General features: G+C 41.5%; 29 protein-coding genes. 11 read left to right on the top strand and 18 right to left on the bottom strand.

Going from position 1 to position 26,802, the window contains the following annotated elements:
* Nucleotides 1–68: 68 nt before the first annotated feature.
* The gene (gene htpG / locus VM640_RS06745) at nt 69–1,913 is read right to left on the bottom strand and encodes a molecular chaperone HtpG (RefSeq protein ID WP_325390658.1); all 1,845 of its coding nucleotides are present in this window, start codon (nt 1,911–1,913) and stop codon (nt 69–71) included.
* 291 nt (nt 1,914–2,204) lie between these two features.
* Nucleotides 2,205–2,930: a GGDEF domain-containing protein gene (locus VM640_RS06750; RefSeq protein ID WP_325390659.1), complete on the bottom strand. Its 726-nt coding sequence runs from the start codon at nt 2,928–2,930 to the stop codon at nt 2,205–2,207.
* Between the two features lie 160 nt (nt 2,931–3,090).
* On the opposite strand from VM640_RS06750, the gene VM640_RS06755 reads away from it, so the two are divergent.
* Nucleotides 3,091–4,428: a DNA recombination protein RmuC gene (locus VM640_RS06755; RefSeq protein WP_325390660.1), complete on the top strand. Its 1,338-nt coding sequence runs from the start codon at nt 3,091–3,093 to the stop codon at nt 4,426–4,428.
* Nucleotides 4,429–4,537: 109 nt separating this feature from the next.
* Here the strand turns inward: VM640_RS06755 and VM640_RS06760 are convergent, their stop codons facing one another.
* The 7 genes from VM640_RS06760 to VM640_RS06790 all read right to left on the bottom strand — a co-directional run bounded on the left by VM640_RS06760 (nt 4,538) and on the right by VM640_RS06790 (nt 12,977).
* Entirely contained in the window at nt 4,538–5,716 is a 1,179-nt protein-coding gene (locus VM640_RS06760; RefSeq protein ID WP_325390661.1) for an MFS transporter, read from the bottom strand.
* Nucleotides 5,717–5,953: 237 nt separating this feature from the next.
* A complete protein-coding gene (locus tag VM640_RS06765; RefSeq protein WP_325390662.1) occupies nt 5,954–6,601 on the bottom strand; it encodes a hypothetical protein in 648 nt (215 codons plus the stop codon).
* Nucleotides 6,602–6,726: 125 nt separating this feature from the next.
* Nucleotides 6,727–7,449 (bottom strand): amino acid ABC transporter ATP-binding protein, encoded by a 723-nt coding sequence (locus VM640_RS06770; protein WP_325390663.1) that lies wholly within the window; start codon nt 7,447–7,449, stop codon nt 6,727–6,729.
* Nucleotides 7,436–8,110 (bottom strand): amino acid ABC transporter permease, encoded by a 675-nt coding sequence (locus VM640_RS06775; RefSeq protein WP_325390664.1) that lies wholly within the window; start codon nt 8,108–8,110, stop codon nt 7,436–7,438. The genes VM640_RS06770 and VM640_RS06775 overlap by 14 nt, the downstream gene beginning before the upstream one ends.
* A 90-nt stretch (nt 8,111–8,200) precedes the next feature.
* Nucleotides 8,201–9,016, bottom strand: coding sequence for a basic amino acid ABC transporter substrate-binding protein (locus VM640_RS06780; protein WP_325390665.1), 816 nt, complete (start codon nt 9,014–9,016; stop codon nt 8,201–8,203).
* Nucleotides 9,017–9,149: 133 nt separating this feature from the next.
* The gene (locus VM640_RS06785) at nt 9,150–10,505 is read right to left on the bottom strand and encodes an amino acid permease (protein WP_325390666.1); all 1,356 of its coding nucleotides are present in this window, start codon (nt 10,503–10,505) and stop codon (nt 9,150–9,152) included.
* Nucleotides 10,506–10,607: 102 nt separating this feature from the next.
* Entirely contained in the window at nt 10,608–12,977 is a 2,370-nt protein-coding gene (locus VM640_RS06790; RefSeq protein ID WP_325390667.1) for a type IA DNA topoisomerase, read from the bottom strand.
* A 124-nt stretch (nt 12,978–13,101) separates the two neighbouring features.
* On the opposite strand from VM640_RS06790, the gene VM640_RS06795 reads away from it, so the two are divergent.
* Entirely contained in the window at nt 13,102–13,284 is a 183-nt protein-coding gene (locus VM640_RS06795; RefSeq protein ID WP_325390668.1) for a DUF1540 domain-containing protein, read from the top strand.
* 114 nt (nt 13,285–13,398) lie between these two features.
* On the opposite strand, the gene VM640_RS06800 is transcribed toward VM640_RS06795, so the two are convergent.
* Nucleotides 13,399–13,620 carry a hypothetical protein gene (locus tag VM640_RS06800; RefSeq protein ID WP_325390669.1) on the bottom strand — a complete coding sequence of 74 codons (222 nt, stop codon included), beginning with the start codon at nt 13,618–13,620 and terminating at the stop codon, nt 13,399–13,401.
* Between the two features lie 192 nt (nt 13,621–13,812).
* On the opposite strand from VM640_RS06800, the gene VM640_RS06805 reads away from it, so the two are divergent.
* Nucleotides 13,813–15,006: a THUMP domain-containing class I SAM-dependent RNA methyltransferase gene (locus tag VM640_RS06805; protein ID WP_325390670.1), complete on the top strand. Its 1,194-nt coding sequence runs from the start codon at nt 13,813–13,815 to the stop codon at nt 15,004–15,006.
* Between the two features lie 178 nt (nt 15,007–15,184).
* Nucleotides 15,185–15,871 carry a 4Fe-4S ferredoxin gene (locus tag VM640_RS06810; protein WP_325390671.1) on the top strand — a complete coding sequence of 229 codons (687 nt, stop codon included), beginning with the start codon at nt 15,185–15,187 and terminating at the stop codon, nt 15,869–15,871.
* Between the two features lie 116 nt (nt 15,872–15,987).
* Here the strand turns inward: VM640_RS06810 and VM640_RS06815 are convergent, their stop codons facing one another.
* Nucleotides 15,988–17,370: an aspartate kinase gene (locus VM640_RS06815; protein WP_325390672.1), complete on the bottom strand. Its 1,383-nt coding sequence runs from the start codon at nt 17,368–17,370 to the stop codon at nt 15,988–15,990.
* Nucleotides 17,371–17,678: 308 nt separating this feature from the next.
* On the opposite strand from VM640_RS06815, the gene VM640_RS06820 reads away from it, so the two are divergent.
* Together VM640_RS06820 and VM640_RS06825 are read left to right on the top strand one after the other, a co-directional pair.
* On the top strand, nt 17,679–18,029 hold the full coding sequence (locus VM640_RS06820) for a YopX family protein (protein ID WP_325390673.1): 351 nt from the start codon (nt 17,679–17,681) through the stop codon (nt 18,027–18,029).
* A 519-nt stretch (nt 18,030–18,548) separates the two neighbouring features.
* Nucleotides 18,549–18,968 carry a VOC family protein gene (locus tag VM640_RS06825; protein WP_325390674.1) on the top strand — a complete coding sequence of 140 codons (420 nt, stop codon included), beginning with the start codon at nt 18,549–18,551 and terminating at the stop codon, nt 18,966–18,968.
* Nucleotides 18,969–19,084: 116 nt separating this feature from the next.
* Here the strand turns inward: VM640_RS06825 and VM640_RS06830 are convergent, their stop codons facing one another.
* Together VM640_RS06830 and VM640_RS06835 are read right to left on the bottom strand one after the other, a co-directional pair.
* A complete protein-coding gene (locus VM640_RS06830) occupies nt 19,085–19,687 on the bottom strand; it encodes a DNA-3-methyladenine glycosylase family protein (RefSeq protein WP_325390675.1) in 603 nt (200 codons plus the stop codon).
* Between the two features lie 19 nt (nt 19,688–19,706).
* A complete protein-coding gene (locus VM640_RS06835; RefSeq protein ID WP_325390676.1) occupies nt 19,707–20,822 on the bottom strand; it encodes a DUF6765 family protein in 1,116 nt (371 codons plus the stop codon).
* A gap of 143 nt (nt 20,823–20,965) precedes the next feature.
* Here VM640_RS06835 and VM640_RS06840 point away from each other — a divergent pair, with 143 nt between their 5' ends.
* The gene (locus tag VM640_RS06840) at nt 20,966–21,874 is read left to right on the top strand and encodes a DUF4474 domain-containing protein (protein WP_325390677.1); all 909 of its coding nucleotides are present in this window, start codon (nt 20,966–20,968) and stop codon (nt 21,872–21,874) included.
* Here VM640_RS06840 and thpR read toward each other — a convergent pair.
* A complete protein-coding gene (gene thpR / locus VM640_RS06845) occupies nt 21,863–22,408 on the bottom strand; it encodes an RNA 2',3'-cyclic phosphodiesterase (protein WP_325390678.1) in 546 nt (181 codons plus the stop codon). The genes VM640_RS06840 and thpR overlap by 12 nt on opposite strands.
* 85 nt (nt 22,409–22,493) lie before the next feature.
* Between thpR and VM640_RS06850 the strand changes: the two genes are divergently transcribed.
* Genes VM640_RS06850 through VM640_RS06865 form a run of 4 tightly spaced genes read left to right on the top strand, consistent with a single transcriptional unit; the run spans nt 22,494 to nt 24,655 of the window.
* Entirely contained in the window at nt 22,494–22,919 is a 426-nt protein-coding gene (locus tag VM640_RS06850) for an EamA family transporter (protein ID WP_325390679.1), read from the top strand.
* Between the two features lie 10 nt (nt 22,920–22,929).
* Nucleotides 22,930–23,799, top strand: coding sequence for a DMT family transporter (locus VM640_RS06855; RefSeq protein WP_325390680.1), 870 nt, complete (start codon nt 22,930–22,932; stop codon nt 23,797–23,799).
* Between the two features lie 39 nt (nt 23,800–23,838).
* Nucleotides 23,839–24,048, top strand: a complete 210-nt coding sequence (locus tag VM640_RS06860) for a hypothetical protein (protein WP_325390681.1) — start codon at nt 23,839–23,841, stop codon at nt 24,046–24,048.
* Between the two features lie 52 nt (nt 24,049–24,100).
* Nucleotides 24,101–24,655 carry a carboxymuconolactone decarboxylase family protein gene (locus VM640_RS06865; RefSeq protein ID WP_325390682.1) on the top strand — a complete coding sequence of 185 codons (555 nt, stop codon included), beginning with the start codon at nt 24,101–24,103 and terminating at the stop codon, nt 24,653–24,655.
* Nucleotides 24,656–24,720: 65 nt separating this feature from the next.
* Here the strand turns inward: VM640_RS06865 and VM640_RS06870 are convergent, their stop codons facing one another.
* The 4 genes from VM640_RS06870 to VM640_RS06885 form a co-directional block, all read right to left on the bottom strand.
* Nucleotides 24,721–25,185: a C-GCAxxG-C-C family protein gene (locus tag VM640_RS06870; RefSeq protein ID WP_325390683.1), complete on the bottom strand. Its 465-nt coding sequence runs from the start codon at nt 25,183–25,185 to the stop codon at nt 24,721–24,723.
* 66 nt (nt 25,186–25,251) lie between these two features.
* Nucleotides 25,252–26,052: a class I SAM-dependent methyltransferase gene (locus VM640_RS06875; protein WP_325390684.1), complete on the bottom strand. Its 801-nt coding sequence runs from the start codon at nt 26,050–26,052 to the stop codon at nt 25,252–25,254.
* Between the two features lie 79 nt (nt 26,053–26,131).
* On the bottom strand, nt 26,132–26,503 hold the full coding sequence (locus tag VM640_RS06880) for an HAD-IA family hydrolase (RefSeq protein WP_325390685.1): 372 nt from the start codon (nt 26,501–26,503) through the stop codon (nt 26,132–26,134).
* A gap of 28 nt (nt 26,504–26,531) precedes the next feature.
* Nucleotides 26,532–26,802 (bottom strand): hypothetical protein (locus VM640_RS06885; protein WP_325390686.1); only part of this gene is annotated, 271 nt, incomplete at its 5' end.

Here is a 26,802-nt window from a genome sequence, read left to right on the forward strand (position 1 = left end):
AGCAAAGAGGAATACCAGCTTCAAGCCACATACTAAAGCATAACTTTGATTCAGAAATTATTCAAACATTAACCAAGTGCCTTTTCTAAAATTTCATTCAAGCGATTGACCATTCCGCGCGGATCCACGATAATCCCCGCCGCGATTTGTGCATTAGCAAATAATTGTTCTGCTGCTAAGCGTGCAAATGAATCCTCTTGCTTACGCAAGTCGTTAAGACGCAGAATCAATGCATGCGCAGGATTTATTTCTAAGATTCCCGGGGCGACATCTTTCAAGTCCCGGTTCATCATTTGCATCATCCGTTGCATACTATGCGTTCCATAGGGACTCAACATGATTGCTGGACTATCGACAAGACGCTTAGACTCGCGAACTTCCGTAACTTTCGTTCCCAGGAGCTCTTTTAACCAGTCTGTAAAGTTCTTCAACTCGTCCCCTGCCAAACCTGTCTGTTTGTCAGTTTCATTCTCGTTAGGGGTCAAATTCAGATCCGCTTGATCCGCAGAAACTAATTTTTTCCCCTCAAATTCACCAATTGTACTAAAAACATAGTCGTCAATCGGCTCATGAGTATAAATCACTTCATAGTCCTTGTTCCGGAAAACCTCAAGATAGGGTCCTGCTTCAATGACTTCACGACTTGGGCCATTCATGTAATAGATAGCCTCCTGCCCTTCTTTCATCCGGCTGACATAATCCTCCAGCGCAAGAAGGTCATCTCCCTCTGTTTTTGAGGACTCGAAGCGGAGGAGCTTCAGAAGTTCATCACGATGGGAGAAATCATTGGCCGCTCCTTCTTTGAGAAATATTCCAAATTCCTTCCAGAATTCTTTATATTTTTCTGGTTCGGACTTAGCCTGTTCTTCGAGAAACTTAAGGAAGCGTGTCGTAACAACTTTATTTAGTTTCGCGACTAAAGCACTATCTTGCATGGTTTCACGGGAGATGTTTAAGGGTAGTTCTTCACTATCCACAACACCCCTGACGAAACGCAGCCACTCCGGCAAGATATCCTTAGCTTGCTCCTGAATCAATACTTTCTTGCAATAGAGGTTAATACTCGGTTCCATCCGTCCAAATCCGAACTTTTCAATATTGTTCTTAGGCACGAACAAAAGAGTATTGAGGTTGATCGGCGCATCTGAGGAAAAATGAAGACGGAAAAGGGGCTCATCATAAGCATTCGCAATGAACTTATAGAATTCGGTATATTCTTCTTCCGTAATCTCCTTTTTATTTTTGGTCCAAAGAGCTTGAACCGTGTTCACTTTCTCCTCATTTACACTGACCGGATAGGGTACAAAACTAGAGTATTGTTTAATTATCCGTTTTACAGTATCTGGCTTTGCAAACTCCTCGGCGTCCTTTTTCAGATGAAGAATGATTCGGGTTCCCCGAGCTTGATCTTCGGCTTCTTCAATCGAGTAACTTCCCTTACCATCGGATTCCCATTTGTAACTTGGAGCATCTAGCTGGTAAGAACGGGTATAGAGCGTTACTTTCTCCGCGACCATGAAAGCAGAATAAAATCCAACCCCGAACTGACCGATCAGATTCATATCTTTCTTATCCCCAGCCTCTGCCAAGTTTTGAATAAATGCCTTAGAGCCAGAGTGCGCAATTGTTCCCAGATTCTCAGTCAATTCTTCCTTGGTCATCCCGATACCTGCATCTACGAAGGTAAGAGTATGCTCTTCTTCATTGGTGGAAATCTGTATTTCCAAGGGTAGATCTTTGTCTTTAATTTCTTGACCGGCTAATTGGTGAAAACGGACCTTTTCCATTGCATCGGAAGCATTCGAGACGATTTCTCGTAAAAAGATCTCCCGGTCCGTGTAAAGTGAGTTGATGACAATGTCTAACAATTGACGGATCTCGGTTTGAAATTCTTTGGTTTCTGTTGTACTCATGGGTTTTCCTCCTTGATTCGATTTTAATTATGATCCTAACTCCCCTTACAAAGTGGGTAAATTGGAGTTAAAGATGGATAGAAAATAGAAATAGATCAAAATGTAACCCGTAATCTATTTTAATCAAATTTGGTCAGACTGCAAGTGTTCACAAAAAATTTATCTTCAAAATAAAGAAAACTTGGCTTGCGCCAAGCCTCTAGCGTGGGCGGAAGCCTTAGTTGCACTTATGCTATCTGCCCAAAACTTATACTTTCTGTTAGTACAAAGAAAAGTTGACTTAATTTTAAATTAAGTCAACCCTAGCTGGGCATAATCAATCACACAATTTCTCGTTCGTTTGGCCTGATAAAGCGCCTGATCGGCAAATTTCACCACGTCAGTGATAACATCTTCTTCTTCAAGTTTCTGATCAAGTTCTTTCACCGAGACCACACCTACGCTCACCGTAATTTTCTGGGACTGAACTTCTGGTCCAAAATCATAGTTCTCGGTAATTTCCCGAATTCTCTCTAAAAAAGCCAAAGCTCCTTCAACTTCAGTATCCAATAAGATAATGGCAAATTCCTCTCCCCCCCAGCGCACAACGACATCGGTGGAACGAACATTTCGTTCTAAAATCTGCGCTAATTGTTTTAACACACAATCTCCTGCAGGGTGACCGTACTGGTCATTTACACATTTAAAATTATCAATATCAAGCATTGCTAAAGAAAATGAACTCTTTGACTTTTTTAAAAACTTCTGGGTCTCGTTCTGCAAACAGTAATAAAATAACCCTTTATTTCCAAGCCCGGTTAACGAATCCATTGTCGCGCGACGGGCTAAATTTTTGATCGTCCACCCGACGATAACCCCATTAAAGATCAAGACTAAAGTTATCGTTAACCAGGCCTCAAATTCATACTCAACTGGAAGAAAATGATTATTACCATAACCGACTAACCCTAAAACTACACCTAACAATGGTAGAATCAAAGGAGCCCATTGCGTCAAATTCCAAATTTTGAAATACATTCCTGTTATCACCTTCTTTCGTGAATTTCCTTCAGTAATTATAGCATTAAATTTAATTTAAATAAGTGAGATTTTTGACATTTTTAGAGCATTTCCCAAAAATGTCCGCAAATTATGGTAAAGTAAACTTGAACTAAAGAATCATTTGGAGGGGAAAACTTTGTCCGATATTCTACTCATAACTATAACTATTCTAGCCAGTTTAGGTCTCATATTTTTACTCATCCTCTGGAATCAGGTTATGCATCTGAATCTCACCCGGCTAGAAAGTCGGTTGGATTTTTTAGAAAAGAATCTTGGGCAACAGATCACAAGCGTTTTCGAAGAACTTTCTCGGAACCGTGAAGAAACGAGTAGCAATGCCCGAATGGCACGTGAAGAACAAAATATTTCTCTCAAAGGATTTAACGATTCCGTTCTTGCACGTATGGTTGAGATCGCCAATCTAGAGCGAAGTCAACTCGATATTTTTTCCCGCCAGATGAACCAATTAACTCAGACTAACGAACAAAAGCTTGAGCAATTACGCAAAACTGTCGAAGATCGGCTGCTCCAGCTACAGCAGGATAATGCCCAAAAGCTAGACCAGATGCGCTTAACCGTCGATGAAAAACTCACTTCGACTTTAGAGCAACGACTTGGAGAATCGTTCAAGCTCGTGAGTGAACGTCTCGAAATGGTCCATAAAGGACTAGGTGAGATGCAGACCCTTGCCTCGGGTGTGGGAGATCTAAAGAAAGTTCTGAGTAATGTTAAAACCCGCGGCATCTGGGGAGAAGTTCAATTAGGAAATCTTCTCGAACAGATCCTAACTCCAGAGCAATATGCCTTAAATGTAGCCACCAAGCACGACAGTAATGATCGAGTAGAATTTGCGATTAAGATCCCCGCTAAAGATGACAATGACGGGATTATATGGCTGCCGATCGATGCCAAATTCCCGCTGGAGGATTATGAACGCCTTCTCGATGCTCAAGATAAAGGTGATCTTGCTCTGATCGAAGAAGCGGGGAAAGCACTTGAAAACCGAATTAAATCAGAAGCGAAAACGATCCATTCAAAATATATTGATCCACCCCAGACCACAGATTTCGGGATTCTCTTTCTCCCGATTGAGGGACTTTATGCTGAAGTTCTGCGTCGTCCAGGGCTTAGTGATCAATTACAAAGGGATTATAAAGTGATCATCGCCGGACCAACCACGCTTGCCGCCCTTCTCAACAGCTTACAGATGGGCTTTCGAACCCTGGCGATCGAAAAACGTTCGAGCGAAGTTTGGAATCTCTTGGGGGCCGTCAAAACGGAATTTGGCAAGTTCGCCGAGATCCTGGAAAGAACGCAGAAAAAACTTCAGGAGGCGAGCAATTCCATCGAAACTGCAACGAAGAAGTCACGGACGATTGAACGCAAACTTAAAACAGTTCAAACCTTACCGGTTGAAGAAAGTATAGCCTTATTAGCCGCTTCAGAGGAGATAGAGGAACTTCCAGAGAATTAAGGATGTGCTTGGGACACACAGAACCCACCTCATAACTAAGGTGGGTTCTGTAATTAAAGAAGATAAGCTGATGGTTTTTTAATTCATGTCCACCATATTGTCTTAAAGATTACTCTTCTTTATGCGTTTTATGTATAAACTTGGAGAATAAGTTGTATGGAAGAATTAAAATCACAAGCGCCACCAGAATCGGAAGAATGGCCCATAAATACATCCGACTATACCCAACAGCTTGAGCGACAGATCCCAATGAAATAGAGCCCAAGCCAATTCCCAGATCAAAACCTGTGGAATACGTGGCACTGGCAGCTCCTCGCCGATGAGGAGGAACCTGACGGACAGACATCGCTTGTAAAGCAGGCATGGCTGCCCCAAAGCTCACCCCATACAAGAATCCAGCTAACAAAAAAAGTGGAAGGGATTTGGCGAAAGAGAGCAAAAGCAGGGCACATATGACCCCTACGAGACCGGGTAAGACGACAACCTTCAGTCCTTTCCGATCACTTAAACGACCAAACAGCGGACGCGAAATCATCAACGCGAGCGCATACACCGTAAAAAACGGACCAATATTGGCAATTCCCTGTTGTTGGGCATATAACGCGATAAATGTCACAATCGAGCCATACGACATGGTTAGGAATAAGACAATGGTGGCTGGTCGGAAGGCAGTTTTCTCAAAAAGGTGACCTTTACCCGGTTGAGGCTGAACAGTCGGATAGCGGATTCCTAGACTTAAGCCCATGGCTACCAAAAAGGCAGCTGCCGAGAAAATAAAAACTCCTTCGAAAGTCGATTGTTGAATCATATAAAGTCCTAGAGCCGGGGCGATCGCCATCGCCAGTGTCGAGGTCAAGCCGAAATATCCCATTCCCTCTCCCAGACGACTCCGCGGAATAATATCCGAGGCTACGGTATTTGCGGTAGTACTTGTCGTTCCCCAACCGAAACCATGGAAAAAACGCAAAAGTAAAAGGACCAGAACAGTCGAAGCGGTCGTATACGAAAGCGAGAACAAACAGAAAAAGATGAACCCGATTAGGAATATCTTCTTTCGTCCAAAAACATCGAGCGCCCTACCGATAAAGGGGCGAACGACCACAGCTGAAATAGTAAAAATGCCCACAACCAGGCCAGCCGACGTTTCCCCTCCTCCTAAAGCACGTGCGTAAACTGGTAAAATTGGCATCAGAATCTGAAAGCCCATGAACATGGCAAAATTAAGCAAGATAAGCATCACGAAATTTCGGCTCCATAGCTTCTCAGCTATTCCCGCTTCTTTATTCATTGTATCCCAACCTTTTAGGCGTGTCGCCAAATAAATTGATGATTATAAATTAGATAGACCCTCAGCCGAAAGGCTGATAATCATCCCTGCCGTCTCCACTTGATTCGTACCTGCTTCAATCTTATAAGCCAGCCGGGGACTAACATCGTATCTTCAGTTTCCCATCTTTTATAGGTTTTGACAAGACCTACCCCATTGTATTTATCAAGAGACGAAAAGAGACATCCACATGCCGGGTTAACAACTTTTTTCGTTTTTTTGTAAGCTCTTCTCGATAATACTTCCATTCAGCATCCAACTGATCTGCCCTGCTTCGAAGGAACGCTGCAAGCCCCAGTCTTTTAGATGGTTAAACCAAACTTCGAAATAAGCGGTTTCTGAGCTCAAAGACATTCTGGGAGAAACTTGGTATACACTGCTTTCCCAAACAAGAATGAGATGTTGTGAATGTGTCGCATTGATTTTAGAATCCCAAGACTTAAGCAAATTGTTGTAATCTGATTCGCCTTTTTTACCTTGAATTGCTTGATAGAGAGGCTCATGAAGTCCCTGAAAAGAGGTAGCGTAGGCATAATATTCGAGCTTTGCCTGTTCAAGACTGTAGGGATGAAGTAATAACGAAGCAGGTTTAGTCAAATTCGCTTGGGTGTGATCTTTCTTATGTTTGCGCTTAAAGTTAGGGTTTAGTATCGGAATAACAGCTTTCCGCTTTCGAAAACGTTTCGAAGCCTTCACCCCTACTTTTTCGTTCTTCACAGATTGTCTTTTTCCCGAATCAGCCTTCTTTTGGCTCAAACCTTTCTCGCGGCCACTAATTTTTCGTGCATAGTAAAAACCCAAGATCAAAACGAGGGCAATGACCATGCTTACCCATGAGCTATGCATACTCCACCGCCTATCTCCTCATAGCTTTTTTATATTCTTTAGCCAGTGTTATATTCTATTCAAAAAATCATAGGTCTGAACACATTTAAGAATAAAGACAGAGGACAGTTTCCTGTCCCCTACCTTTAGAGAATTTTACTTAAGAATAGTTGGGTCCGTTCTTCTTGAGGATGGTTAAAAATCTGTTCTGGTGTTCCCTGCTCAACAATCCGGCCCTCATCTAGAAAAAGGACACGATCCCCAACTTCGCGTGCAAACCCCATTTCGTGAGTAACTACAACCATGGTCATTCCTTCTCTGGCCAGATCTTTCATGACTGCCAAGACTTCTCCGACCATTTCTGGGTCGAGCGCCGAAGTTGGTTCATCAAAAAGCATGACAATCGGGTTCATGGCTAAGGCCCGTGCAATCGCAACCCGCTGTTGCTGTCCGCCAGAAAGTTGTTCTGGATAGGCCTTGGCTTTTTCTTGAAGCCCTACTTTATCCAAAAGCTCATAGGCCCTCTTTTCTGCCTCTTGCTTACTTTTTTTTAGTACTTGTACCTGTCCAATAGTGACATTTTCGATAACCGAAAGATGCTGAAACAGATTAAAGCGTTGAAAAACCATTCCTACTTCCTTACGAACTAAACTGAGATTGGTTTTACTATGAGTGATTTCAGCCTGGTTAACAAAAATCTCGCCTTTGGAGACGCTTTCCAGACCATTCATACACCGTAAAAAAGTGCTTTTTCCTGAACCCGAAGGACCAATAATAACGACTACTTCCTGAGGAGCTATTTCCAGAGAAATATCCTTGAGTACCTCATGGCGGCCAAAATACTTTGTAATATTCTTAACGCTGATCAACTTGCCACCTTCTTTCGATATAACTAGAAAGTGCAGTCAAACTAAGAATGATCACCAGATAGACGATGGCGATAGCCGTCCAGATCTGCAAGCCCGCAAAGTTAACAGAAATGATCATCTGTCCCCGCCGCGTCAGTTCAGCTACAGAAATAGCCGAAAGCAAGGAGGTATCCTTAATCGTTTGAATAAACTGGTTGACCAAAGGAGGAACCATCCTCTTTAAGGCTTGCGGGAGAATAATAAATCGCATCGTTTGAAAGTTGGTCATCCCAATACTCATTGCCGCTTCGGTCTGTCCACGATCAATCGATAAGATTCCTGCACGTATAATTTCCGTAATATAAGCTCCCTCATTGAGGGCTAACGCAGTAATCCCCGCCATAATCATGTATTTGTTGCCAAACCAGACTTGGAGAGGGAACACGGAAGGTAAGGCAAAATAAATATAAAAGATGAGAACAAGAAGAGGTAAGCCCCGAAAGATATGGACGTACCCCTGCCCAATTCCCCTAAGGATGGAAACTGACGACAATTTAAAAAGAGCAAAAACTAAGCCTAAGATTGTTGCAAAAAAGACGGCTGCGATCGAATAGAGAATCGTGAGCCTGGCCCCTTCGAGGAGTTGAGGCATAGCATCCAAAACAATTGGCCAAAAGTTCATCCTTTCACCTCTTCTCTAAATTAATTAGATAAAATGGAAAAAGCGCAGCCCCGGGCTGCGCTTATGCTTAAAGATCAACAAACCCTTAACTTACTTTTTAGTGACTTTTCCATAATCATCTTTAAAGTATTTTTGATAGATTTTATCATACTCTCCATTTTGGATAATCTTATCAAAACCATCATTGATTTTATTTACGAGTTGAGCATCCTTCTTCGTTACCGCGATCCCATAATCTTCACCGGTTAAAAGATCACCGACAACTTTTACATTTTCATGTCCCGTATTGATATAGTTCTGGTGAACAGGGTTATCAAAAATGACAGCGTCCGCGCCCGAATTTTGTAATTCACGATAGGCCTCATCAATGTTATTAAAACGTTTAACAGTTACGCCTTGCTCATTGCTCATCATGAGATCGCCCGTGGTCCCTAATTTTACAGCCACAGTTTTTCCCTTCAGATCAGCAACTCCTGCAATCGTACTATCCTTTTTCACCAGTAACGAAATTCCAGATTTATAATACGGTTTGGAGAAATTAACTTGTTGAGCGCGTTCCGGTTTAATTGTAATCCCGGCAACCGCAACATCAATCGTTCCCGTTTGAATAGCAGGAATTAACCCTTGAAAGTCCATAGTTTTAATATCTCCATCGATCTGGAGATTTGCTTCTTTGGCAATTGCCGTAATAATATCGATATCGAAACCTGTGACCTTACCATTTTGCATCTGCTCAAAAGGCGGAAAAGTGACGTCCGCTCCAAGTTTAATAGTTTGAGCACTTGCTGTTCCTGCACTTGATCCTTCAGTGGCGGAAGATTTCGAAGGCTGATTTGCTGCACCACACCCTGTTAATAATAGACCTAGAACTAGTGTACTCGCGACCAAAGAACTCCATTTACGCAAATTCAATACCTCCCCAATTTTAGTATTCCCTACTTTTCGTTAAAAATAAATTCTCTGTATCATCCTTAGCTTTTAACTATTCGACAGGGATGAGCTAAATCCCTCTGTTTGATATTGAGTATACAGTATTATACTAACGAGACCCTTTCAAACGGAATCCCAGATAGAGCAAGAGAATCCACAATGGTCCAACTGCGAGGGCGAAACGCATATCCGGAATAAACGACATCAAAACTAAGAGTACACCCATAAAAATGAGCGCAACCGTCGAAAGTAATTTATTCGCTGGCATTTTAAAAGTAAGTTGTTCCACTTGGTCAGGACTTAAAGACTTCCGGAACTTCAACTGGGTCACCAGAATACTGGTCCAGGTAATCACCATGGCGAAGGTCGTAATCGCCGATAAAATAGTGAAAGCTCGACTCGGTAATAAATAATTAAGGACGACGACGATAAGGATAATTGAGGAAGAGACAAGAATTCCGTTTCTTGGCACTCCCGCAGGACTTAAGCGAGCAAACATTTTAGGAGCGTTATCTTGCAAAGCAAGATTATAGAGCATTCGGCCTGTACTGAAAAGACCACTATTAAAAGACGATAGGGCCGCGGTAATAACAACAGCATTGATAATCGAAGCTGCTGCTGGAATCCCGATCCGGTCAAAAATTAAGACGAAAGGGCTTCCTTGAGTTCCGATTTCATTCCAAGGGTAAATCGCCATCATGACACCAATTGCCCCAACATAAAAAATTAGGACCCGCCAAAAAACAGTGTTAATAGCTTTAGGTATTGTGCTTTGAGGGTTCTCTGCTTCACCTGCGGTAATTCCAATGAGTTCAACGCCTCCGAAGGAGAACATAACCATGACTAAAGACAAGACCAATCCTGATATTCCGTTGGGCATAAACCCGCCATTGCGCCAAAGATTACTTAAGCCCTGAGGATGTGCCTGACCTACCCCAAGAATAATGAGAATCCCAGCCGCAATCATCCCCAAAATTGCCACTACTTTAATCGTGGCGAACCAGAATTCAAACTCTCCAAAAGCTTTTACGTTGACCAAATTGACGGCTACCATCAAAACCAATGCGACCAACGCGGAAGCCCAATGAGGAATTCCCGGGTACCAATAATTTACATAAACGCCCAGAGCTGTTAGTTCAGCCATCCCGACTGCAATCCATAAAAACCAATAGGTCCAGCCAGTCAAAAAACCGGAAAAGGGGCCGACATAACGATAAGCATATGCACTAAACGAACCAGATAAAGGTTCCGCGGTTGCCATTTCCCCGAGAGCGCGCATAATAATGAAAATAATGAATCCCCCGAATGTATATGATAGGGTAATCGCTGGCCCTGCCATTTGAATCGTTGTTGCTGAGCCATAAAATAAGCCTACTCCAATCGCTCCCCCTAAGGCGATCATTTGAATATGTCGTTCACTGAGACTGCGTTGCAATCCTTCCTGATTCTGATTACTGCTACTCATCCTACTTGCTTTACTCCTTCTATTAGCCTCATTAAGATTTACTTACTTACCTGAAATTGCGGTATTAGTGTTTGGCAATTGCCGGATTTCCATTCTCTCTGATTAATCCTTTTCAAAAACGAACTTAAGCTTCGCCGAACCTTCTTTTACCCATACTAAATAAGCTGAGAAAGGTTTTCCAGACTTTGAGCGAAATCCTTTGATTAAGTCAGTCGAACCTTTTTTGAGGAGCTTTTTTACTTGGGCCGGAGATAGAACCTTACCACAGATTGGTTCTTTCCAAACAACAAAGGTACACCCTTGCCGCCAATTTAAACAACCATACCCCTTTTTCCCCTCGATAATATCCCCACCGCAGAACGGGCAAAGCCCCAAGACCTCGGGTTGGGTATTGGTATTCTTTGTATGCTCCTTTGTTGCTGTAAGTGTGGAGGTTCTGTTCCGAGTTGAAGTAGCTTTCGTACCCCCGCCTATTGCCTTCACAGGAGCGTGCGCAAGAGGACGTTTACCAAAGGCTTTTTCAAACGCTCTTAACTCATCAAGAATCTCAAGGATCGCCTTCTCAACTTGGGCCATGTACTTCGTCAGTTCCATTTTTCCTTGCTCTACCTGCGCGAGTTCAAACTCCATCTGTCCGGTCATTTCTGCACTCACTAAGAGTTGAGCTTTCGGTAATTCCACTTTAATTAAACGGATGAGCTCTTTCCCCTTCTCCGTAGGGTGTAACGCCCGCTGTTCCTGAAGCAAGTATCCTCGGTTCAGCAGATTTTCAAGAATGGCTGGGCGAGTTGCCACCGTCCCCAGACCTTTCCCTTTGAGTTGTTGCTGCAGGAGTTCGTCCTCCACCCTTTTCCCGGCATTTTCCATGGCTTTTAGCAAATCACCCTGGGTATAGCGTTTCGGAGGTTTGGTCTCTTTCTCTTTAACCATAGCGTTCAAGGCGGTTACCGTTTCGCCAGAACTCAGGACAGGTAAAGCGACAAATTCTGAATTCCCGTCCTCTCCATCGTCTCCGTTTTCGTCTTTTTTCGATTTACTCTTCTGTCGTTTGGGCTGACCTTCTTCCTCTGGTTTGTCTCCGAAGAGTTTTTTCCAGCCCAGATCAATCAGTACCTTACCTCGTGTCCGGAAGTATTCCTCCTCGACTTGTGTGAGAACAACTGTCGTTTCATAGCGAGCGGGTGGAAACCAAACGCTCAAAAAGCGGCGAACGATCATATCCCAAAGCTTTCTCTCATCGAGGGAAAGTTTTTCCGGCGAAATTTTCTCGGTAGTCGGGATAATAGCATGGTGGGCTGTGATTTGATTGATGACACGCTTACCCTTCGGTAAGTCTTTGCTGAGGGCTTCCTCGACCCATGCGGTATATGGTTCTATTTGCAAAGCTCGCAAATGCGCAGGCAATTTGGGCAGAATGTCTGGAGGTAAAAAGTTACAGTCCGTACGGGGGTAAGTCGTTGCTTTTTTTTCATAAAGTGATTGGGCGATCTTCAGAACCTGGTCAGCACTCATCCCGAACCGTTTCGAAGCGGCAACTGTGAGAGAAGTTAGATCAAAAAGCAGTGGATGGGGTTCTTGAACCTCCTTCGCCTCAAGGGCATGCACGTTTCCAGGTTTTCCTTTGACCTTCGCTACGATTTCTTTAGCCTTTACAAGATTTAATCCATGCTCTGAACCGTTGGAATTATGTTGGCTCAGCTCGGATTTTCCCTCTCCAGCCTTGGGATCTTCCACCCATTTCCCAGTATAGCTACCTGCGCTCGCCTTAAACTCAGCTTCAACTTCACAGTAATGCACAGGATTAAACTGCTCAATCTCCCATTCTCGTTCAACGACTAAGGCCAGGGTCGGGGTCTGGACCCGGCCAATGGAAATGACATTAGGCTTTTTGCGAACAGGGTCAAAACTCCCGAACAGAGCCGAAAACCCTTCCGTAAGGTTCATCCCAAAATCCCAATCTCCATAACTTCGCCCATAGCCTGCTTGAGCTAATCCTTCCACATCGGCTTCTGTCCGAAGCTTGCTCATCCCCTCGCGAATCGCTTCAGCGGTTAAGGAAGAAATCCAAAGCCGTTTTAGAGGCTTAGTACATTGCACAATATCCCAAACTTCCTGAAAAAGAAGCTGCCCTTCGCGGTCGGCGTCTGTCCCACAGATCACTTTGTCAATCTCCGGGGAATTCAGAAGCTGAGTAAGGACCGTATACTGGCTGCGTGTTGACGCTTTGATTTGATGTTTAAAACTCTTAAGTGAAGGTAAAACGGGGAGACGATGTAAGCCCCATTTCTTCCCCACTTGATCTAAATTCATGTACTCCTCAGGTCGATTCAGTTCTAATAGATGCCCGATACACCAGGTAATAATATAGCCTTCATTTTGAAAATATCCTTCTCCTCTGCCATTTACTCCAAGAGTCTTCGCATATTCTCTGGCTTGAGAAGGCTTCTCCGCGACAATTAAAATCTTACCCATGGTTGTCACCTATTCAATCTCATTATTTTCGTACTAAACTTTCAAGACATAAATTAGAAGGAAACGGAGAAAATATCAATGTAAACCGCACGTAAAAAATCTAATATTAATGGAGGAAAAAGATATGCCTGGAAGAATTGATAAACTTGATTCTCCTATTCAAGGGATTAAATGCGTCGTGAATACCTGCCATTACTGGGGACAAGATCATTGCTTCGCGCAGCAAATCGAAGTTCAAGCGCCCAATGCTACAACGACTGAAATGACAGATTGTGCGACCTTCACCCCGAACGGAAGTCTTTCCTAAATTTACAAGACAAAACGAATGGCTAGCCAATAACCGGCTAGCCATTCTCTATGTTCTTGGCTATACTTTATTTCGACTTAAGGTATTTAAAATCCTCTTTCTGCGCGCTGGCTATTAATATTCATTGTGCCAAAAGGCTGCTCCTAGCCATTCTTCATCAAGTTCTTCCTCATCCGAGTCGAAGTTTGAATCTGCACCTTGCAAATAAAGCGTGTTATTACCCTCTAACTGACTAACTCGAATTTTTAATTGCTCTACTTCCCACCTCAATCGCCGATTTTCTTCTTCTAAACGATAAAATGCCTTCCTTAAATCGAGTCCATTTACGCCATCCAAATTAGGACACCTCCCGCGTTGATTGCTAATTTTTCATCTCTTTGGCAATCATTCTAATTGTGAAATTCACCTTCGTCAAGGGATGTCGGTTCAAAGAACAATTAAACTTCCTGAATGGTAGCTACAACTTGCCTTTTTCCCCAAAGGCCTATACTATTAATAGGGACTTTTAAATAAAGTAGGTGTTTCCTTTTGTCGAAACTGAAGTTAATAGCCACTTCTGCCTTTGGCCTTGAATCCATCGTTGCTCGCGAGTTATCAAATCTTGGGTATACCGAAACAAAGGTAGAAAACGGGAAAGTGAATTTTACGGCCGATGAATCAGGAATCTGCCGCACGAATCTGTGGTTGCGTTCCTCAGAGCGAGTGCTCTTAAAAATGGGAGAATTCAATGCCACTACCTTTGAAGAGCTCTTCCAACAAACTAAGGATCTTCCTTGGGAGCAATGGCTTCCTATCGATGCTGAATTTCCTGTAGAAGGGAAATCAATTAAGTCGAAGCTTTTTAGTGTCTCAGACTGCCAAGCGATTGTTAAAAAGGCCATTGTTGAACGCTTAAAAGAGGTCTATGGAATCAGTTGGTTTCAAGAGACAGGTGCCCGCTATAAAGTTGAAGTCGCACTTCTTAAGGACGTCGCGACACTTACGATCGACACGTCAGGACCTGGACTTCATAAGCGAGGATACCGCAAGTTAGCCGGGATAGCCCCCTTAAAGGAAACCTTAGCAGCAGCGATGATTCAACTCAGCTATTGGAAAGCCGACCGGGCCTTGATCGACCCCTTCTGCGGAACGGGGACGATTCCTATTGAAGCCGCGATGATTGCTCAGAACCGGGCACCCGGCCTGAACCGGGAATTCATCTCCGAAAAATGGGGCAATATCGAGGAACAGCTGTGGCAACAAGCCCGCGAAGAAGCCCGCGAACTTTGGCATCCAGATCTGGATTTACACATCTATGGTTCCGATATCGATCCGCAAGCCTTACAGCTCGCGCGTGTTCATGCTGAAGAAGCTGGTTTGAAAGATAATGTTTTCTTTCAGAAATTACCTGTTGCTGAGGTCCGTTCGAGATTTCAATATGGCCATTTGATCACGAATCCTCCCTATGGCGAACGTCTCGGCGAACTGGAGGAAGTAAAAACGCTCTACCAAGATTTAGGCCAAATCTTCAAAGCCCTGCCGACCTGGTCTCTTCATGTGATTACTTCGTTGAAGAAACCTGAGGATTTGATCAGAAGACCCTGGGATAAGAGCCGTAAACTCTATAATGGGCGTATTGAATGTCACTATTTTCAATTCTTCGGGCCGAAACCTCCTCGCAAACCGAGATTTGATACCCCTCAAACATCTGAAATACTATTAGAGGAAAACGCAGATCAATAAATTTCAATCGTGAATTAAAGCTCTAGATAATTGACCGGCACTACGGTGAATTTCTAGAGCTTTCTTTGTCCTACGATGAAAATATCTATGTTTCATAGTTTTCTTTAGCTCCACAACATTTTCTTGGGGATTTGCGGGTAATCTATATCTTGAATCTGAAACAAAAGGGGTCCTACTTATGTATGATCAGACTGTCAACTCTCACAATTCCTGTGAAGCGCTATCTGAAAAAAAAGACCTACAGGCGTACATCACGCAAACATCATTAAAGCACGGAGCATTGGTCGTTGGCTACACGAAAGTCAGGAAGACTCAACCCGTCATTGTCCTGGCCTTTCCCTTCTCTAATGCTTGGATCTTAAACCATCCTTTTTATATTACGCGCCGATTTGGCGAAGAACTCTGGTACGAACATAAGGCCCATGGAGAACTCTCTACCCTTCTCCGTAAGGAGGGGTATCGCTGCAAAGTTAAGAGTTCCTTATCTGTTTTTGGGGATATCCGCCCCCTAGCCATTGCCGCCGGGATCGGACAATGGGGCAAGAATGGGCTTGTGGTTAATAAAACCTACGGCTCCAAGCTCTTGTTTTCTGCTTTATTTACGGACGCCCCCCTCGAGGCTACAGATCAAACAAGTCGACTTGACCTTTCCTCAGACTCCTGTGTCAATTGCGATCAATGTTTTCAGTCTTGTCCTGGAAAAGCCTTTGAAGATGGTGTTTTTAACCCTAGACGCTGTTTTCTAAAATCGATTCGTGGTTGTTCTGAATGTGTCCAATCCTGTTTCGGGGAATCTCATTCCGAGCTTTCCCTCATTGGATGTGAATATTCACTAGAAAATGATGAAACCACCTGTCGTCCATAACAGGTGGTTTCCATTTACGAATCGCAATAAATTGCGATTCCCCAATGTCAGCTCATTGAACATGATAGACTAGAATCAAAGAAATGTCAACCTCATCTTCACTTTTTACGTATTTCTTACTTGAGACATAATTCTTCATTCAACTCAATGATCGCTTTGGTATACTTATCCCGGTCAATGACAAATTGCATATTGACCTGACGTAAGGATTGAGACACACAGTTGATGTTTATCTTATTTTTCGCTAAGATTGTTGCAGCACGCGCCAGAATATTTGGTAAAGCAATATTCGAGCCAATCACACAGACAATAGCCACTTGTTTAACCGTTATGGTCTGATATTTTTCCTTGAGTTCATTAATCAATTCATCATTCAGATCCGTTTCCCAAATGACAAGAGAAATACTATTTGCATTCGTCGCCTTCGTAATATAACTGATATCAAACTGCTTAAAAGTTTTCATGATTTCAAAATCAAAACCCGTTTGCCCCACCATCGAAGCATCGTGAATTTCGATAATCACGACCTTGTCTGACCCTGCGATAATTTCGATTTTGGCCTCTGGCCCAACATATCCCTTGGAAATTAAAGTTCCAGGATGTTGGGGTTGGAAGGTATTTTTCAAGCGCAAACTAATCCCCGCTAATTCTAAAGGTTTAGCCGCATTAGGATGAATTGCTTCCATCCCAATATCCGCTAATTGATCGGCGACATCATAATTCGTATGCCCAACCGGAACCGCCTTATCCACGCCAACAACTTTGGGATCCGCAGAGGATAAATGGTATTCCTTATGAATGATTGCTTCATCCGCATGCAGATGCGTAGCAATCTTCGAAAATGTAATTTCCGAATAGCCACGAGCAAACTGACGCATTATGCCCTCGCGGCCTTTCGTATACCCCGTGGCTATAACAATTCCGGCAAACGGATCAATATTTTTAAAGGATTGCTCAATCCGTTCGCTGATGGTAAGCTGCCGGGAATCGCGAAAACCAGTGAGATCCACCAATTTGGCAGAGATACCCCGATTCTGCAAAATATTTACAGAGTTAAATGCCGAATGCGCTTCTCCGATCGAGGCTAGCAACTCGCGGGCAGCAGAAAAAATGCTTTCTCGTTCGACATACCCAGAAGCAATGATTTCTCCCATACTATTCAGATATGATTTCGTTTGGGCAATTCTCGCAGCTAAAAAGTCTCGGCAAACGTCATAATCAAGCCCTAAATCAGCAAATTCTTCATTGATATTCAAAAGATGATTCAGCAATTCATCGAGAGGTTTTTCATAATCTTCACCTAGGACGAAGTGTTGATAGACACCTGGGGCTTTTGTTTTTTTGTCCTCAAGGAGTAAATTCGTTATCCCTGCATAAGCCGAGACTACAAACACTCGACCAAAACGGAAATCGGGGTTCTCCGGGTTTCCGATAATATTTTTTAGTACATCCTGAAATTGAGTCATTGACGTTCCACCAATTTTCTCTACCGTCAGCAAATCCACTACCTCCAAATATATTTCCTTACAGAAGACATGAAATCCCACTTACTGTACATTTATGTATGTATAGAATAGCTCAGAATTCAATTCATGGCAATAAAAACTTACATAACAGACAGCTCAATTAGAGTAAATCTTCTCCCTGTCTTAGTACAGAATCTGAACTTCCATAGTTTGGATGATCTTGCAACCCATAAAACTGCATCCTATTTTCGTATAGCTAATTGGGTTCTTTTCTACTTTAGATGGAGTAAGCTACTTCGCCTAAAGCAAGCATTTCGATATAGAAAGAGGTTAGATACGATATGAAAACTACAAAATACCGAGTATGGGATAAAGTTCGAAAAAAGATGTTTAATATTCTTGCCTTAACATTTGATACTCAGAGTCAAGCTCCTTTTGCCGTGAGTGTTCTGGGACGATCTTGGGAACCAATCGCAAAATTTGAATTGCTTCAATGGACAGGCCTAAGTGATCAAGAGAGTAAGGATGTTTATGAAGGGGACCTCATTAAAATCGGTTCGTCATATTATGAGGTAATTTGGAGTGATAATGAAGCTAGTTTTCAGCTAAAAGATAACACACTTCAACAAAAGGCCCCGATCCAAGAGGTGTCCAAAGGAAAAGTTGTAGGCCATCGTTTCGAAGACCGTTAGATTGAGATCCGTTATCAAGTTTCTTGATGCAAAAATAGGGCAACTTCATCAAATGGTAAATGGTCAACTTTCATCTGGATTTTTATGGAATACATTAGTATTAGGTATTGACCACAGAGTAAAGTTTTAAGAGGTGATTATCATGGTCTTATTCCACAAATGTCCTGAGTATTATGAAGCATTATGTTGTTATCCGATTAGCCCCTGCGTTCACCCCCAGCCGCAACCGTTGACGCGGCCACTAGCTCAACCTGCACTCAGTCCATCTTATTATGCTCCCAGCCCAAAGGCTAAAGGCTGATTCTGTACAGCTAATAACGCACTCATTAAGAGTGAAAATTCTCGTGGTATGACTCTAACCGAGGAATACCACTTTTTTGTATTTTAAAAATCATTCGTTTTTTATCGGTTTTCTTTATCCCGAATTTTGCTTTCTTTATTTTTGGGATATAATGAACCAGGGATCTTTCGATTTTCTACATATTACACTAAAGAAATTTACCAGAAAGAAGGATGTTTATGAGTGACTGGTTAATCCCCTATTTAGTCTTTAACGGGAATTGTGAGGAAGCGGTCAATTTTTATCAAAAAGTGCTTGGCGGAGAAGCTCAAATTCTCCATTTTAAAGATGCTCCCCCCAATCCTGAGTTTCCGGTTCAGGAGCAGCTAAAGGATCTCGTTCTCCATGCCGAATTAAGAAAAGATGGTCATGTCATTCGTTTCTCTGATACGTTCCCTGGTGTTCCCTTTAATCCGGGAAATACGATCTCTTTTTCCTTAGAATTCGATACCAAAGAAGAAACCAAAGCCATATATGAATCTTTAGCCGAGGGCGGACGAGTCGAAATGGAGCTCCAAGCAACCTTTTTCAGCCCGCTCTATGCAAAGTTTACGGATAAATTCGGAACAAATTGGCAAGTCAGCTGTAAGACTCATTAAAAGAAATCAAACAAGCTCAAATAACGAAGCTGCTCTGTATTTTTATAGAGCAGCTTTTTTTGCCCCTTCTGACCTCAATGATAGCCGTTCATAGAACGGAGCAGTTGCTGCCAAAATTAGTTTAGAGAAAGCTCCCATAGATACAAGGATGCAACTGATCCATAGGGAGAGTACCTTTTTCGATAACGCTCGAACTTTTCCTTAGGGAGTTCTTTGAGCCCGTATAAATTCATCATTCCCCGACAGATTGCCAAATCCTTATAACTCACCACATCAGGACGACACAGGGAAAAAATAAGCAGCATTTCGGCTGTCCAAACACCTACCCCGTTAAATGAGGATAACTTTTTAATGATCTCCTCATTCGGTAGTGTATGCAGTGTCTTAAAATCGATAGTATCGATTATTACCGCGTCTGCGATTCCCTTAATGTAACCCGCTTTTCTTTCAGACATGCCACACCCTTGGACTGCCGCTAAATCCACCTGGGCAATGCTTTCCGGGGTAATGCTTCCAAGCAGTGTTGATAATCTCTGCCAGACCGTAGCCGCCGCTTTTTTCGAAATCTGCTGGCTAACAACACTTGAAATCAGTGCCGTAAACGGATCTGGAGTCACCTCGCGCTGGATCATGCCGATCCTTTCAATCGCTGCGCCCAGTTTTTTGTCCTTGCGTTTTAAGTAATCGATTTCCATTTGTCCATATTCAAAATATTGCATTGTCGATCATCCTTATCGTTTAGTTTGGAATATTCAATTGATACTTTTCACAGTAGTGGAAAAACTTTTTCTTATACCATTTAACCGCTAAATAAAAGCCATACCAATTCGAAGTTACAAAGTTATCCGCCAATTGCACTCCATCGACCTCGCGATTGTCAAACACTTTTCGATCGTAATTATAAAAGGCTTCTTTCAACCATTGATCATCTTCGTATATCAGCAAATCCTGGTCATCTTTACTCACTAGTCCTTGTTCAACTAAAACTCTTTGCCAATTTTTTTCCCTGTTTTTATCGTGAGCTTCTAGTACGAGAGCATTTCTAAGGGTATCAAAGTTTTTGAACTTTAGTTTCTGATCCACGTACTGCTGATGATTTGTTAAATAAGTCTCCAAATAGTTTCGAATTCCCATGAAAGCGCCTTGATATCTGTCTTTATTATCAATTACTACCTTTTTATAGGAACCATTAAATTCATCACTAAAATCATATTCATACGACCACACCAAATAAGGAAGATCAGGATAATCAAGGGCTTGACCATGTCCGTAGGCTGGCATAATGTGGTCAAAATAATTCTCGTATTTTTCCTGACCTAATTGCTTAAAAATCTTTAGGGTTCTGTCTAATAGCCCTAAAGGTTTTTTATTGCTCGCTTCACAGTTCTTAATGTCATTGACTTTGCTTAACATTCCACTGAACCCTTGGTGAGAAAATGTATCGGCGTATACATGCAAAACGATACCGAGCTTAATAAGGTTGTCCTCAAGTAATACATCTTTTAATATTGCCATAATTATTGGGGATTCCGCCCTGCAGCGGAGTTTTTTCGTAAAGTTTTCACCCTTACAGCCTGGAACAAAATGAAAGGCGACCGTGTTGTTGACCATCGCCTCGTAATTGAACGTTTTAACCCGAAAGTAGGAATGACAGGTGGCCATATTGAAAAAAGCAGGCCGATTATTCACAAGATCATACTCGATAATCGAATTTGAAGGATTAAAAAAAATCAGATTGATCTTCGCATCATCCACAAGTTGTGAAGCATACGCTATGATCTGAGCGCTCTTTTTGCTAAACCCACAGGTTCGACAAAAGGCCAAAATAGCATAATAATGGGCATCTCTTTTCATGTATTCCCTTCCCCCTCAATCACGACTTATTTGGGGATTTATGCCTCCAAAATATTTCCAAAAATCAAATATTTTAATGCACCATACTATGCATCAACCCAATACTATGTACTAGAGAGGACTAGTATAAAGGAGTGCTTTATATGTCCAAAAGCGTTGAAGAATTAGGCCTGTTACCTCAAGGGACCGGTAATGAAGAACTGGATAAAGCCATTGAACTTGCAGGTTATTCCTATGATCCAGCACAAGATATCTTTTATTCAACGATGGATCCGTGGCAAAGAAAGGTTGGCTATTGCCGTCTGTTTGATGAAGTGTCAGCACCTTTGGGGATGATTATTGATTGTGAGCCAATTTTCTTTGAATATCGTGGAATAAAATGGATGATTAGCTTTTGGAAGGGGCAGTATGATTTAGTAACAGGTTGCGAGATAGGAATATATCGAGAGGCACTAGAGCTCAATATTTCTAAGGCTTTTACAGGGACTTTTTATATGCCTATTAACAACGATGATCTTCTACAAATGTCCTATACGTTAAAAAAGAATGGCAATCCGCTCTTTACACGCGAAGGAAAACATTGGTGGCTCACCGGTTTCAAACTCGGAGAGTTTTCTGAGCCCTCGGAATTAGTCATGGAAATCATGATAACTCTCGAAGATGTGATGATGCGTGATGCGTTTGTATCTGGATTAAGGGATTCCGGGTATTCAGACTCTGAACTCTTTATTGCTGGAAAGTCCGTCCGTTTTACCTTTGATATCCCGCATACCCTGCAACCCATGACACGCACAGTGGAAACGGATAAGCTGATTCAAAGCAAGAATCAACTGTTATGTGACCAGTATCAAGCGATTACGAGGCCCTATAACAATTTTCCCGACAAAGTAAAGGCTCTTGAAGAACTCTCCCCTGTGTTGTATCGAAAAGTGATGAAGATCGGGAAAACCCAAAGATTTTATGAGATGTATACTTCGATAATTATCATTGGCATGTTTCTTTTATCTCGTTTAGCCGGAGGGATAAATAAAACCAAGCAATTACTTCGTTAAGCATGCTCTGAATAAATCCGTGTAGATTCTTTTGCCACGGATAGCTTTGCTCTCGAATAAGGTAACTTCCGCAACAAAGAACTCGCCGAGCTTCTTCAGTTGAACAGAGGATAAGTCAAGATCGTCAAGCTCAGGACGGGAAGCAAGAGTTAGATGGGGCTTAAATTGCCTGTCCTCTAAAAGAAATCCCTTGTTTGTGAGCTCACGATGTAATTTATCTCTAAGTCTGCTCAGCTCGTCTAATCCTCCACCTACAGCGGTCCACAAGGTATGCGGTCGTTTAAAAGAAGGAAATGCACCTAGCCCACCGATGTTCACTATAAAAGGTCTTTGATTTTGGGCCACTATGGTCAGAGTCTCCGTGAGTGTCGGAAGGATATTGGGTTCTAACTCACCCATGAATTCTAAGGTTATATGAAAGTTTTCTGGTGCTTTCCATGACCCCTTGACTCCAAGCTGTCTTAGCTCTGATTGAAATACTAAGATTGCTTGCTTAAGTTCAGCGGAAAGATCAATTCCTATAAATAATCGCATCGTTGTCCTCTCACTTTTTTTCTATGAATTCAAACTCTGGGCATGTATGATATAAGTATTAAGCCTTAATGAAGGAGTAGCTCATATGTTTATGTATCTATTTTCAATCTTACTTATCATTGCCTCAAATGTCTTATATAACATTGTCCAGAAATCAACGCCGTCAAAAGTAAATCCTTTCTTAACGTTAATTATTTCTTATCTGACTGCTGCAATTATCGCTTTCATTATATTCCTATTCACTAGAACAGACAAAGGAATACTTTCTTCTTTAAAAGAATTGAATTGGACAAGTATTGTGCTTGGAGTTTCCATTGTTGGTCTCGAATTTGGGTACTTGATGGCTTACCGAGCGGGTTGGAAGATCAGTGTTGGCTCATTAGTCGCAAATATTGCACTTGCAGTGATACTTATCCCAATTGGGATCCTATTTTTCAAAGAAGGTTTTGGGTTTAATAAGGTACTTGGTGCCATTTTTTGTATCATCGGATTAGTGTTAATTAACAGATAGTGGAGGAACTATGAACGGAAAATTTAGACTTGTAACTGCTATGCTCATTTTTGGAAGCATTGGAGTTTTTGTCAAGAATATTGATCTATCCTCAAGTGAAATCGCATTTCTGAGGGGAGTCATCGGAAGCTTATTTTTGATTAGTGTCAGTTTTATCGTAAGACAAAAGCCCTCTTTTAAATTAATCAAAGAAAATATTGTCCTTCTCCTCTTATCGGGTGCTGCAATTGGTTTTAACTGGATATTACTGTTCCAGTCCTACAAGTATACGACAATATCCAATGCGACCTTAAGCTATTACTTTGCACCAATATTCGTAATAATCTTGGCTCCTTTTGTCCTTAAAGAAAAACTAACACCTGTGAAAATAGGGTGTATTGTTAGTGCCATGCTTGGCTTATTTCTGATCGTTAATATTGGCGGCAGTAGCCCGGATGGCTCGTATAATCACGTGCTCGGGATATTATACGGTCTTTCAGCCGCAGTACTCTATGCTAGTGTAATCTTGATGAATAAATTCATAAAAAATTTACCCGGTTTTGAGACTACTGTCATTCAATTAATGCTAGCAAGCCTGGTACTTTTACCTTACGTTCTGATTAAAGATCATATGGATTTTTCAGGTATAACCTCAAATTCTCTAATTTCTATCCTAATCCTTGGTATTCTCCATACCGGAATTGCTTACTTCTTCTATTTTACCTCAATCAAGGAATTAAAGGGACAAACGATCGCTGTTCTCAGCTATATTGACCCTATCTCGGCAGTGATCATTGCCGCATTAGTCCTAGGCGAGAGTATGAGTTTTAGGCAAATCATGGGAGGAATTCTTATCCTCGGATCCACTTTTTTAAGTGAGCGATTAGAAGCAAAAGGTTGAATAATAATGTAATGCTCACGAAAGCGTAAGGTGAATAGAATGAATAGAAATGAAAATCTCGTCATTTTATCTGAACAGTTAGAGTATTCTGATGTTGATTTAGATCCATTGACCCAAAAAATATTTCTTAAGTTTGCGAAACGAAGCGAACAGGATAACCGGGCTGATGTTAGTCACTTACGTCAGGCTGTAACTTTCGATATACTGGCCTTCTCAAGTTTATCTTTAATCCATACTGACCAGATTTAATTTTGGGATTATAATTAAGACGAAATTCAATTAGAAATGAGGTTAATGTATAATGGCTTTCATTAAACCACCAAGAAAAATACCTTTTTATTTAAAAATAGGTATTTGGATTACCAAGCTTGTAACAGGAAAAGATCTTCTCCCACCGAAACTTCTGGCCTGGTATCCTAAAGCGGCGATAAGTTCTGGAATCCTTGAATCCCTTGTAGCAAACGGTAAAAAGGATTTGGACAAAAGATTACTAAAACTGGTTCGATTACAAGCGTCATTTGCAGCTTCATGCCCCTTTTGTATTGACATGAACTCTTTTGAAATTGATGTGGTCGGGATAACTGAGGAAGAGTTATCCGTCCTTCAAGGGCGCACTGAGTTAAATATCGTAAAATCATTTTCTGTCCGAGAAAAACTTGCGATCGAATATGCAAAGTGTATATCTAAAAGCCCACTTTTCTTTCCCTCACCACTTATCGAGGAACTGAAAAAACACTTTTCCGAACGAGAAATAGTCATACTGGCGACTACGGCCGCGCAGGTCAATTATTGGGCTAGAACGCTACAGGCTTTAGGAGTTCCACCGGCCGGATTTTCCGATAGCTGCACTCTGTAACAATTTCAGACCTCTTCCAGCGAAAAGGAGAGCTATTCTATAGTAAAGCATAAATCTCTACTAAGTTAGGTGATGGATGGCGACCCCAAATCATGCTTGCAAATTGGATCTTCATTATTGACGTTCAAATAACTCAGAGTAAACAGAATTGCCTTTTTTGTTATATCTTCACATAAGTGTGGTGGATTGTCCGGATTAAATCCTTGTGGTCTGAGATCTCGACAATCTAAACTTCCAAACTCTTCTTCGAACCCCTTAGCAAAATCATGGCATATAGTTACTATTTCCTCATGCTCTAATCCTTTTGATTTGCCCTGAATTCCAATGAACATCAAAGAACTTCCTACCAAGCCACACTGAGCCCCATACCTACCTGCTCCTGGCATTCCTGTTACCGCATCAAGAATTTGAGAGCACAAATTGGCATGAAATATTTCAGAGAGAGTTAGTAATGAAGTTGTTGTGCAATTCAAGTTATCATTCCAATAATACTTATGCACTTTTTCATCGATAAACCTTTGATATTGCATCTAATCCTCCTCATCATATCCGTTAAAGATCAATACCTAAAATTTCGAATTCTTTACCCGATTCAACTAATAACTTCTCAATATTTCCTGTAATAATGGTTTTACCGCTCTTGTTGCAAAATATTTAGGAGCGTAATTACAAATTAAATCGCTATCAATATCCTCATAAAAACCATTGATATGAAATCCTACAGATACTTGGCCTCCAATAAGTTCATCTAAAGTATGGCTGTACTCAATGGCATTACCTTTTTCTAAAAATTCTTTTCTTCCTTCTTCATCAATTTCATCCAATGAATTATATGGTAATTTGTTTGAAACCTCAAGAATTTCATCATCCCATTTTTCACCGTTAAAAATATAAATATATGGGTTCACACAACCGGTCATTAAAATACCGCCTTTTTTTAGAACACGATAGCACTCGCTCCAGACTGGGGTTAACTCTGGAATATAGGTGTTTGAAACAGGATTAAATACTATATCAAAGGTTTCATCTCCAAATCGTGATAAATCACACATATCTCCTTGAACTGTTTTTAAGTCAAGATTATCTCTACGAGCCACAAATTCATCCTGCTTTAGTTGTAAGCCAGAAATATCAAGAACCGTGACATTAGCACCTGTAGCAGATAACACGGGTCCTTGCTGTCCACCACCGCTTGCAAGGCATAGTATATCTTGACCTTTGATGTCATTTGGAAACCAAGCGCGTGGTACAGGTTTTTGTGACGTAAGTTTTATGTTAAAAAGACCTTTTCGTGCTAACTCAATCACTTCACTACTAACACGAATTGTCCACTTTGAACCATCTTGAACACGTTTATCCCAAGCGGATCTATTATGATTAATAATCTCGTTATCCATACTTTTCCTCCTCATTTTAATATTTCTTTATCCTTTCGAATCAATCAACATTGTCTAATAATTTATCCGCAGTGCATTCTCATTCAAAATCATTATGCAGAACATTATATCTAATCAACTTTTCCCTCAGTTCAAGAGATGTTGTAAAAAGTATCGTTTGAAATCCCAACTTTAACGCGCCTTCAATATTTTCCTTTGTATCATCTATAAAAATTGATTCATTTGGATTAATTTCATACGAATTGATTAATTTTTCATAAATATCTTTCTCTGGCTTCATAAGTTTCTCCTTATATGAAACGATGCCCCCCTCAAAATTGCTGAAAAAATCATATCTCTTAAAAACATCTTCGAATGCCAATAAATGGAAATTAGATAAATAAAAGAGTTTATATCCACTATATTTTAATTCATTTAAAACCTCTACTACATCTTCTTTAGGCGTAAGCATTTGAATAGCAATAGGTAAAGCTTTGATACTATCTCCACCTTTTGCCGGCTAAGTCGGAGGGATTGCTCCCTCTTTCTCGCCTAAGAACCGTACGTGTTGATTTCCCAACATACGGCTCAGGCATACCTTTATCCAAAAGTGATTTTAAAGCACTCCCGCCATTCTCTTGCCCTTGATAACTTTGTAATACTGGGCAGTTTGTGCTGGCGTTGGGATTTCTCCCTTTGCTGGGAATGCCTTGTGATAGTCTATGTGGCATGAACTGTGAAGCAGTTGAAGGTTCTTGTATGCACCTGTTC

The sequence above is a fragment of the Desulfitobacterium sp. genome (genome assembly GCF_035539115.1).
Classification (GTDB): domain Bacteria; phylum Bacillota; class Desulfitobacteriia; order Desulfitobacteriales; family Desulfitobacteriaceae; genus Desulfitobacterium_A.

Bases quoted from the DNA above. Each gene is read 5' to 3' on its own strand.
- htpG (WP_325390658.1), bottom strand. From the start codon at position 1,913: ATGAGTACAACAGAAACCAAAGAATTTCAAACCGAGATCCGTCAATTG.
- VM640_RS06750 (WP_325390659.1), bottom strand. From the start codon at position 2,930: ATGTATTTCAAAATTTGGAATTTGACGCAATGGGCTCCTTTGATTCTA.
- VM640_RS06760 (WP_325390661.1), bottom strand. From the start codon at position 5,716: ATGAATAAAGAAGCGGGAATAGCTGAGAAGCTATGGAGCCGAAATTTC.
- VM640_RS06765 (WP_325390662.1), bottom strand. From the start codon at position 6,601: ATGCATAGCTCATGGGTAAGCATGGTCATTGCCCTCGTTTTGATCTTG.
- VM640_RS06775 (WP_325390664.1), bottom strand. From the start codon at position 8,110: ATGAACTTTTGGCCAATTGTTTTGGATGCTATGCCTCAACTCCTCGAA.
- VM640_RS06785 (WP_325390666.1), bottom strand. From the start codon at position 10,505: ATGAGTAGCAGTAATCAGAATCAGGAAGGATTGCAACGCAGTCTCAGT.
- VM640_RS06790 (WP_325390667.1), bottom strand. From the start codon at position 12,977: ATGGGTAAGATTTTAATTGTCGCGGAGAAGCCTTCTCAAGCCAGAGAA.
- VM640_RS06795 (WP_325390668.1), top strand. From the start codon at position 13,102: ATGCCTGGAAGAATTGATAAACTTGATTCTCCTATTCAAGGGATTAAA.
- VM640_RS06810 (WP_325390671.1), top strand. From the start codon at position 15,185: ATGTATGATCAGACTGTCAACTCTCACAATTCCTGTGAAGCGCTATCT.
- VM640_RS06820 (WP_325390673.1), top strand. From the start codon at position 17,679: ATGAAAACTACAAAATACCGAGTATGGGATAAAGTTCGAAAAAAGATG.
- VM640_RS06825 (WP_325390674.1), top strand. From the start codon at position 18,549: ATGAGTGACTGGTTAATCCCCTATTTAGTCTTTAACGGGAATTGTGAG.
- VM640_RS06830 (WP_325390675.1), bottom strand. From the start codon at position 19,687: ATGCAATATTTTGAATATGGACAAATGGAAATCGATTACTTAAAACGC.
- VM640_RS06835 (WP_325390676.1), bottom strand. From the start codon at position 20,822: ATGAAAAGAGATGCCCATTATTATGCTATTTTGGCCTTTTGTCGAACC.
- VM640_RS06840 (WP_325390677.1), top strand. From the start codon at position 20,966: ATGTCCAAAAGCGTTGAAGAATTAGGCCTGTTACCTCAAGGGACCGGT.
- thpR (WP_325390678.1), bottom strand. From the start codon at position 22,408: ATGCGATTATTTATAGGAATTGATCTTTCCGCTGAACTTAAGCAAGCA.
- VM640_RS06850 (WP_325390679.1), top strand. From the start codon at position 22,494: ATGTTTATGTATCTATTTTCAATCTTACTTATCATTGCCTCAAATGTC.
- VM640_RS06855 (WP_325390680.1), top strand. From the start codon at position 22,930: ATGAACGGAAAATTTAGACTTGTAACTGCTATGCTCATTTTTGGAAGC.
- VM640_RS06860 (WP_325390681.1), top strand. From the start codon at position 23,839: ATGAATAGAAATGAAAATCTCGTCATTTTATCTGAACAGTTAGAGTAT.
- VM640_RS06865 (WP_325390682.1), top strand. From the start codon at position 24,101: ATGGCTTTCATTAAACCACCAAGAAAAATACCTTTTTATTTAAAAATA.
- VM640_RS06870 (WP_325390683.1), bottom strand. From the start codon at position 25,185: ATGCAATATCAAAGGTTTATCGATGAAAAAGTGCATAAGTATTATTGG.
- VM640_RS06875 (WP_325390684.1), bottom strand. From the start codon at position 26,052: ATGGATAACGAGATTATTAATCATAATAGATCCGCTTGGGATAAACGT.
- VM640_RS06880 (WP_325390685.1), bottom strand. From the start codon at position 26,503: ATGCTTACGCCTAAAGAAGATGTAGTAGAGGTTTTAAATGAATTAAAA.